This window comes from Aromatoleum sp., from assembly GCF_035254505.1.
Lineage (GTDB): Bacteria > Pseudomonadota > Gammaproteobacteria > Burkholderiales > Rhodocyclaceae > Aromatoleum.
Genome location: NZ_DATFAO010000086.1, coordinates 121,836 through 128,927, shown reverse-complemented (window position 1 = coordinate 128,927; position 7,092 = coordinate 121,836). Strand labels below are relative to the sequence as shown.

7 protein-coding genes are annotated in these 7,092 nt (G+C 61.4%); all 7 read right to left on the bottom strand.

Features of this window, described 5'->3' with window-relative positions:
* On the bottom strand, positions 1 to 2,022 hold a 2,022-nt coding region (locus tag VJ673_RS17655; protein WP_324127469.1), incomplete at its 3' end, for a 2-oxoglutarate dehydrogenase E1 component.
* A gap of 161 nt (positions 2,023 to 2,183) precedes the next feature.
* On the bottom strand, positions 2,184 to 3,476 hold the full coding sequence (gltA, locus tag VJ673_RS17650; RefSeq protein ID WP_324127468.1) for a citrate synthase: 1,293 nt from the start codon (positions 3,474 to 3,476) through the stop codon (positions 2,184 to 2,186).
* 64 nt (positions 3,477 to 3,540) lie between these two features.
* Positions 3,541 to 3,777 (bottom strand): FAD assembly factor SdhE, encoded by a 237-nt coding sequence (locus VJ673_RS17645; protein ID WP_324127467.1) that lies wholly within the window; start codon positions 3,775 to 3,777, stop codon positions 3,541 to 3,543.
* Entirely contained in the window at positions 3,774 to 4,484 is a 711-nt protein-coding gene (locus VJ673_RS17640; protein WP_324127466.1) for a succinate dehydrogenase iron-sulfur subunit, read from the bottom strand. The genes VJ673_RS17645 and VJ673_RS17640 overlap by 4 nt, the downstream gene beginning before the upstream one ends.
* Before the next feature lie 19 nt (positions 4,485 to 4,503).
* Positions 4,504 to 6,297 (bottom strand): succinate dehydrogenase flavoprotein subunit, encoded by a 1,794-nt coding sequence (gene sdhA / locus VJ673_RS17635; protein WP_324127465.1) that lies wholly within the window; start codon positions 6,295 to 6,297, stop codon positions 4,504 to 4,506.
* A 2-nt stretch (positions 6,298 to 6,299) separates the two neighbouring features.
* The gene (gene sdhD / locus VJ673_RS17630; protein WP_324127464.1) at positions 6,300 to 6,647 is read right to left on the bottom strand and encodes a succinate dehydrogenase, hydrophobic membrane anchor protein; all 348 of its coding nucleotides are present in this window, start codon (positions 6,645 to 6,647) and stop codon (positions 6,300 to 6,302) included.
* Positions 6,641 to 7,030 carry a succinate dehydrogenase, cytochrome b556 subunit gene (gene sdhC, locus VJ673_RS17625; RefSeq protein WP_324127463.1) on the bottom strand — a complete coding sequence of 130 codons (390 nt, stop codon included), beginning with the start codon at positions 7,028 to 7,030 and terminating at the stop codon, positions 6,641 to 6,643. The genes sdhD and sdhC overlap by 7 nt, the downstream gene beginning before the upstream one ends.
* Positions 7,031 to 7,092: the final 62 nt, after the last annotated feature.

Below are 7,092 nucleotides of genomic sequence, written 5' to 3'. Positions count from 1 at the left end.
CGAGTAGCCGTATTCGTAGGCCATCACCGCTTCCTCGGACAGCAGCGAGTCGATGATGGTGGCGTGCTCGCGCTCCTGCACCAGCTGGCGCAGCGGCATGAACGTCTCGCCGGTGGCCTGGTCGTGCAGCACCGCGTGGCGGTGGAAGAAGGTGCCGCGGCCGACGTCTTCACCCGACAGGCGCACCTGGTAGCCTTGCGCCAAGAGGCTCGCGTAGGCGAGGTTCTCGCCCATGCCCCAGTCGAGCGGAGCCTCACCACGGGCCATCGCGGCGCGGTCGTCGATGATCTTCTTGACGCGCGAGTGCAGCGCGAAGGTCGCGGGGATCGTCGACAGGCGCTCGCCCAGGCGCTGGATCTCCTGCACCGGGATCGCGGTGTCGGCGGCGTCCGTGTAGGGTTGCTTCAGGAACGGGGTCCAGTCGACGGCGAACTGGCGGTTGTGGCCCGAGAGCACCGGGTTCGACAGCAGCTCGCCGCGATCGAGGTGTTCGCGGTACTCGGCGATGATGCGGTCGGGTTCGTCGGCGGCGCAGGTGCCCTCCGTCACGAGACGGTCGGCGTAGAGCTTGCGCGTGCCGGGGTGCTTCTGGATGGTGCGGTACATCAGCGGCTGCGTGACCATCGGCTCGTCCTGCTCGTTGTGGCCGAGCTTGCGGAAGCAGATGATGTCGACGACGACGTCCTTCTTGAATTCCTGGCGGAATTCGACCGCGAGTTGCGTGACGAAGGCGACCGCTTCCGGGTCGTCACCATTGACGTGGAAGATCGGCGCTTCGACCATCTTGAAGATGTCGGTGCAGTAGAGCGAGCTGCGGTAGTCGCGCGGGTCCGAGGTCGTGAAGCCGATCTGGTTGTTGATGACGATGTGGATCGTGCCGCCCGTGCCGTAGCCGCGGGTCTGGGAGAAGTTGAGCATCTCCTGGTTCACGCCTTGCCCCGCCACCGCGGCATCGCCGTGGATCAGCACCGGGATGACCTGCTCCTTGGCGTCGTCCTTGCGGCGCACCTGGCGCGCATAGACGGAGCCTTCGACCACCGGGTTGATGATCTCGAGGTGCGAGGGGTTGAAGGCGAGCGTCAAATGCATCGGGCCGCCCGCGGTCATCACGTCACTCGAGAAGCCCATGTGGTACTTGACGTCGCCCGCGGTGAGATCCGCCGCGGCCTTGCCTTCGAACTCCGAGAACAGCATCTTGGGCGACTTGCCCAGGGTGTTCACGAGCACGTTGAGGCGGCCCCGGTGGGCCATGCCGATGACGATTTCCTGGCCACCGAGACGGCCGGCGGTCGAGATGACTTCGTCCATCGCGACGATCGCCGATTCGCCGCCTTCGAGCGAGAAGCGCTTCTGGCCGACGTAGCGGGTGTGGAGATAACGTTCGAGGGTCTCGGCGGCGGTCACGCGTTCGAGGATGCGCTTTTTCTTAGCGCTGTCGTACTTCGGGTTCGCGCGGGCGGCTTCGAGGCGGGCCTGGATCCAGCGCTTTTGCGCGATGTCGGCCATGTACATGTACTCGGAGCCGATCGAGCCGCAGTAGGTCTGGCGCACCGCCTCGAGGATCTCGCGCAGGGTGGCGTGATCGGTCGAGAAGCCGTGGAAGGAGCCGGTGTTGAAGCTGCGCGACAGGTCCGCTTCGGTGAAGCCGTAGTAGGACGGCTCGAGCTCGGCGATCGCCGGACGCTCGGTGCGGCGCAGCGGGTCGAGGTTCGCCCAGCGGTTGCCGAGGAAACGGTAGGCGTTGATAAGCTGCAGCGTGCTGACCTGGCGCTTGTCGTCGCCTTCGCCCGCCGCTACCGTGCGCACGGGCCCGCGTTTCGCCATCTCGGCGAAGGCCGCGATCACCGGGCCGTGGGCGACGTCGCGCACCGCGGCACCCGCTTGGGCTTGGAGCTTGTCGAAGTATTCGCGCCAGGATTCGGACACCGAGGACGGGTCCGCAAGGTAATTCTCGTATTGCTCTTCAATGAACGGCGCATTGCTGCCGAATAGATGAGACGTCGCTTTTTTCTGGGTCGTCATGTTGTAAAGGCCACCTGATAGCTTGTTTCTTAGCTTTTATAGTCTGGGGCTTATCGATAACGCTAAGCCGGCACCCCGATGCAAAAACGGGATGGCCGCAGCAAACGACCATCCCGCTGAGATTGCTATCGGGACTCCCTCCCGCCCCTCTCCATCTTCTCTTAACGCTGCGCCAGCTCAGGCACGTCGCGACGCGCGGTACCGATGTACAGCTGACGCGGACGACCGATCTTGTACTCCGGATCGGTGATCATCTCTTCCCACTGAGTGATCCAACCCACGGTACGCGCGAGCGCAAAGATGCAGGTGAACATCGACGTCGGGATGCCCAAAGCCTTCTGGACGATGCCCGAGTAGAAGTCGACGTTCGGATACAGCTTCTTCTCGACGAAATATTCGTCTTCCAGCGCGATCCGCTCGAGTTCCTTCGCCAGCTTGAACAGACGATCGTTTTCGAGACCGAGTTCGCCGAGCACGTCCGAGCAGACTTTGCCCATCAGTTTGGCGCGCGGGTCGAAGTTCTTGTATACGCGGTGACCGAAGCCCATCAGCTTGAAGCTGTCGTTCTTGTCCTTCGCACGCTTGATGTACTCGCCGACGCGCGACACGTCGCCGATCTCTTCCAGCATGTTCAGGCAGGCTTCGTTCGCGCCGCCGTGTGCCGGGCCCCAGAGGCAGGCGATACCAGCCGAGATGCAGGCGAACGGGTTAGCACCCGAGGAGCCGGCCAGACGGACGGTCGAGGTCGATGCGTTCTGCTCGTGATCGGCGTGCAGCGTGAAGATGACATCCAGCGCACGAACCAAAACCGGGTTCGGCTCGTACTTCTCGCACGGTGTGCCAAACATCATGTGCATGAAGTTGGCCGTGTAATCCAGGTCGTTGCGCGGATACATGAACGGCTGGCCCATGTTGTACTTGTAGGCCATCGCAACGATCGTCGGAAGCTTCGCGATCAGACGATTGATCGAGATGTTGCGGTGCGCAGCATCCGAGAAATCCATCGCTTCGTGGTAGAACGCGGACAGGGCGCCAACCACACCGACCATCACGGCCATCGGATGCGCGTCACGACGGAAGCCCGTGAAGAACTTCGTCATCTGATCGTGCAGCATCGTGTGGTTCTTAATGGTCGTCTCGAACTCACCCTTCTGCTTTTCGTTCGGCAGTTCGCCGTTCTTCAGCAGGTATGCAACTTCGAGGAAGTTGCACTTGTCCGCCAATTGTTCGATGGGATAACCGCGATACAGCAGTTCGCCCTTGTCACCATCGATGTAGGTGATGCGGGACTTGCAGCTGGCAGTCGACAGGAAACCCGAGTCGTAGGTGAAGAGACCGGTTTTGGCACCCAGCGTACGGATGTCGATGACATCATTACCATGGGTACCGGTCATCACCGGGAAGTCGACAGTCTTTCCATCGACGGTTAGCGTTGCGGTGCGTTCAGTGCTCATAGGTCATCCCTTTCTGCTTGCCCGTATTAACTACTAGCTCCCTGTAATGACCGTCCTGGCCGGGTCATCGCTGACCCAGCAGGCCGATCATCTCCTTCCAGCGGTCGACCGTGCAGGGCTGGCTGCCGTTGACCATGGCCCACAGCTCATGGTCTTCGCAGCGCAGCAAGTCCTCCAGATCTTCCACTTGACCGTCGGTCAGACGATCGAAATCCCTCTCCAGAAAGCGTGCGAAGACCAGGTCGAGCTCGAGAAGAGCCCGACGGCACTGCCAGCGCACGCGTCCCCGGTTGATGCTCATACTGCCCGGCTGACCATCATGTCCTTGATCTTGCCGATCGCACGCGTCGGATTCAGGCTCTTCGGACATACGTCAACGCAGTTCATGATGCTGTGGCAGCGGAACAGGCGATACGGGTCCTCGAGGTTGTCGAGGCGCTCGCTCGTCGCCTGATCGCGGGTATCGGCAATGAAGCGATACGCCGCCAGCAAGCCGGCCGGACCGACGAACTTGTCCGGGTTCCACCAGAACGAGGGGCACGACGTCGAACAGCACGCGCACAGAATGCACTCGTACAGGCCATTCAGCTCCTCGCGCTCTTCGGGCGATTGCAGACGTTCGCGCTCCGGCGGAGGTGCGTCATTGATCAGGTACGGCTTGATCGAGTGATACTGCTTGAAGAACTGGGTCATATCGACGATCAGATCGCGAATGACCGGCAAACCGGGCAGAGGGCGCAGCACGACCGGCTGCGCGAGCTTGTCGATGTCCGTCAGACATGCCAAGCCATTCTTGCCGTTGATGTTCATCGCGTCCGAACCGCACACGCCTTCACGGCACGAGCGGCGGAACGACATCGAATCATCCTTGGTCTTCAGCCGCACCAACGCGTCCAGAAGCTTCTTGTCGGACTCTTCGAGGTCGATCGAGATGTCCTGCATGTAGGGCTTGTCATCACGATCGGGATCGTAACGGTAGATCTTGAATTGAACGGTACGCTTGCTCATTTCGATATTTCTCCCGCGCTCAGTACGTGCGCTTCGCGAGCGCGATCGGCTCGACGTCGTCGGACAGGGGCTTCATGTTCACCGGCTTGTACTCGAGGCGATTGCCTTCGCTGTACCACAGCGTGTGCTTGAGCCATTCCTTGTCGTTACGACCGTTGGGGAATTCCGGCGAATCCGGAGCGTCGTCACGGACGTGGGCGCCGCGCGATTCCTTGCGGGCCTCGGCCGAGATCATCGTCGCCTTCGCGACTTCGATCAGGTTGTCGAGTTCCAGCGCTTCAGTCCGGGCCGTGTTCCAGACCTTGGACTTGTCCTTGATCTCAGTGCGCTTGGCGCGCTCGGCGACTTCCTTAATTGCCGCCACGCCTTCCTTCAGCAGGTTGTCGAACCGGAAGACGCCGGCATGCTTCTGCATCGTGCGTCGCATCGCATTGCCAACCTCGGCGACGTTTTCGCCGCCGGTCTGGTTTTCCAGACGCGCGATGCGGGCCAGCGAAGCGTCGGCAGCACCTTCGGGTAGCGGACGAAGGACCAAGTTGCCGCTCCTGAAGTCTTCGACGACCGTCTCACCAGCCGACTTGCCGAACACCAGCAGGTCGAGCAGCGAGTTTGTGCCGAGACGGTTCGCGCCGTGCACCGAGGCACATGCACATTCGCCCGCGGCGTAGAAACCCTGCACCGGGGTATTCGGGTTGCCGTCCTTCGGCACCACGACCTGGCCCTTGTAGTTCGTCGGGATGCCGCCCATCTGGTAATGCGCAGTCGGCACAACCGGGATGGGGGCCTTGATGGGGTCGACGCCGGCAAACTGGATCGAGATCTCGCGGATGCCCGGCAGCCGCTTCATGATCGTTTCCGGCGACAGGTGCGTGATGTCCAGCAGCACGTGATCCTTGTCGGGACCGCAGCCGCGACCTTCATTGATCTCGGTGACCATCGAACGCGAAACGACGTCGCGCGATGCGAGGTCCTTGAGGTTCGGCGCATAACGCTCCATGAAGCGCTCGCCGGACGCATTGCGCAGGATGCCGCCTTCGCCGCGCACGCCTTCGGTGATCAGCACCCCCGCACCGAACACGCCCGTCGGGTGGAATTGCCAGAACTCCATGTCTTCGAGCGGAACGCCGGCACGCGCAGCCATCCCGAGGCCGTCACCGGTGTTGATGAACGCGTTCGTCGAGCTGTGGAAGATGCGGCCAGCACCGCCAGTAGCGAAAATCGTCGCCTTGGAATGGAAGATCGAGACTTCGCCGGTTTCCATTTCGAGCGCGGTCACGCCGAGGACGTTGCCGTCCTGATCGCGGAGCAGGTCAAGCGCCATCCATTCGACAAAGAATTGGGTGTTCGCGCGGACGTTGCGCTGGTAAAGCGCGTGCAGCATTGCGTGACCGGTGCGGTCGGCGGCGGCACAGGAACGCGAAACCGGGGATTGGCCGTAATTCTGCGAGTGACCGCCGAACGGACGCTGATAGATCTTGCCGTTGTCCGTGCGGTCGAACGGCATGCCGTAGTGTTCGAGTTCCACGACAACTTCGTTGGCCTTGCGGCACATGAATTCGATGGCATCCTGGTCACCCAGCCAGTCCGACCCCTTGACGGTGTCGTACATGTGCCAGTGCCAGTTGTCCTCGGTCGAGTTACCCAGCGAAGCAGCTACACCACCCTGCGCCGCAACGGTGTGCGAGCGGGTCGGGAAAACCTTGGTTAGCACGGCCGTCTTGAGGCCAGCTTCGGACAGTTGCAGCGCCGCACGCAGACCGGCACCACCGGCACCAACGATAACGGCATCAAAAGTACGCTTAGCGACAGTCACGCTCACAGCCTCCACAGAATCTGGGCAGCCCAGCCGGCGTAGCCGACGAGCACGAAGATCGTTACGACATGCAGGGTCAGACGAACACCGACCGGCTTGATGTAGTCCATCCAGATGTCACGCACACCGATCCAGGCGTGATAGAACAGCGACAGGAAGAACAGGAAGGCGAAGAAGCGGACGATTCCGTTGCGGAACAGCCCGGACCAGGCCGGATAGTTCATTTCCGGCAGCCCCAGAGCGGCAGCCGCAAACAGGACGGTGAAGATCACCATGAAAACGGCCGTGATGCGCTGGGCAATCCAGTCGCGCAGACCGTAATGAGCACCGACGACGATACGCTTTACCACAGCTTCACCCCCACGATCACGGTCAGCGTAAGGCTCACGAACAGGACGATACGTGCGCTGTTGCGGGCGGCAGGAAGATCCAGGCCCTTATGGAGATCCAGCAACAGGAAGCGGACGCCGGCACAGAAGTGATGCAGATAGGCCCACAGCAGGCCGAGTAGCAGCAGCTTGACCAGCGGATTGCCGACGACGCTCTTGTATGTTGCAAAGGACTCGGGCGATCCCAGGCTGCGATCGAACAGGAACAGCAGGAAGGGCAGCATCAGGAACAGACCTGCACCACTGACCCGATGAAGAATTGAAACGATACCCGGCAACGGCAGCCGGATTTGCTGCAGCGCCAGGAATTTAGGCCGCTGCTTGCGTACTACTGCTTCTGACATATTGTTTTTCCCCTCGATGAGCGACGGTTTCCCGACGCGGTTCTCCCAAACTGCAAAGAGCC

What these genes read in the sequence shown, in the direction of transcription:
- gltA (WP_324127468.1), bottom strand. Translation starts at nt 3,476, where the DNA reads ATGAGCACTGAACGCACCGCAACGCTAACCGTCGATGGAAAGACTGTC.
- VJ673_RS17645 (WP_324127467.1), bottom strand. Translation starts at nt 3,777, where the DNA reads ATGAGCATCAACCGGGGACGCGTGCGCTGGCAGTGCCGTCGGGCTCTT.
- VJ673_RS17640 (WP_324127466.1), bottom strand. Translation starts at nt 4,484, where the DNA reads ATGAGCAAGCGTACCGTTCAATTCAAGATCTACCGTTACGATCCCGAT.
- sdhC (WP_324127463.1), bottom strand. Translation starts at nt 7,030, where the DNA reads ATGTCAGAAGCAGTAGTACGCAAGCAGCGGCCTAAATTCCTGGCGCTG.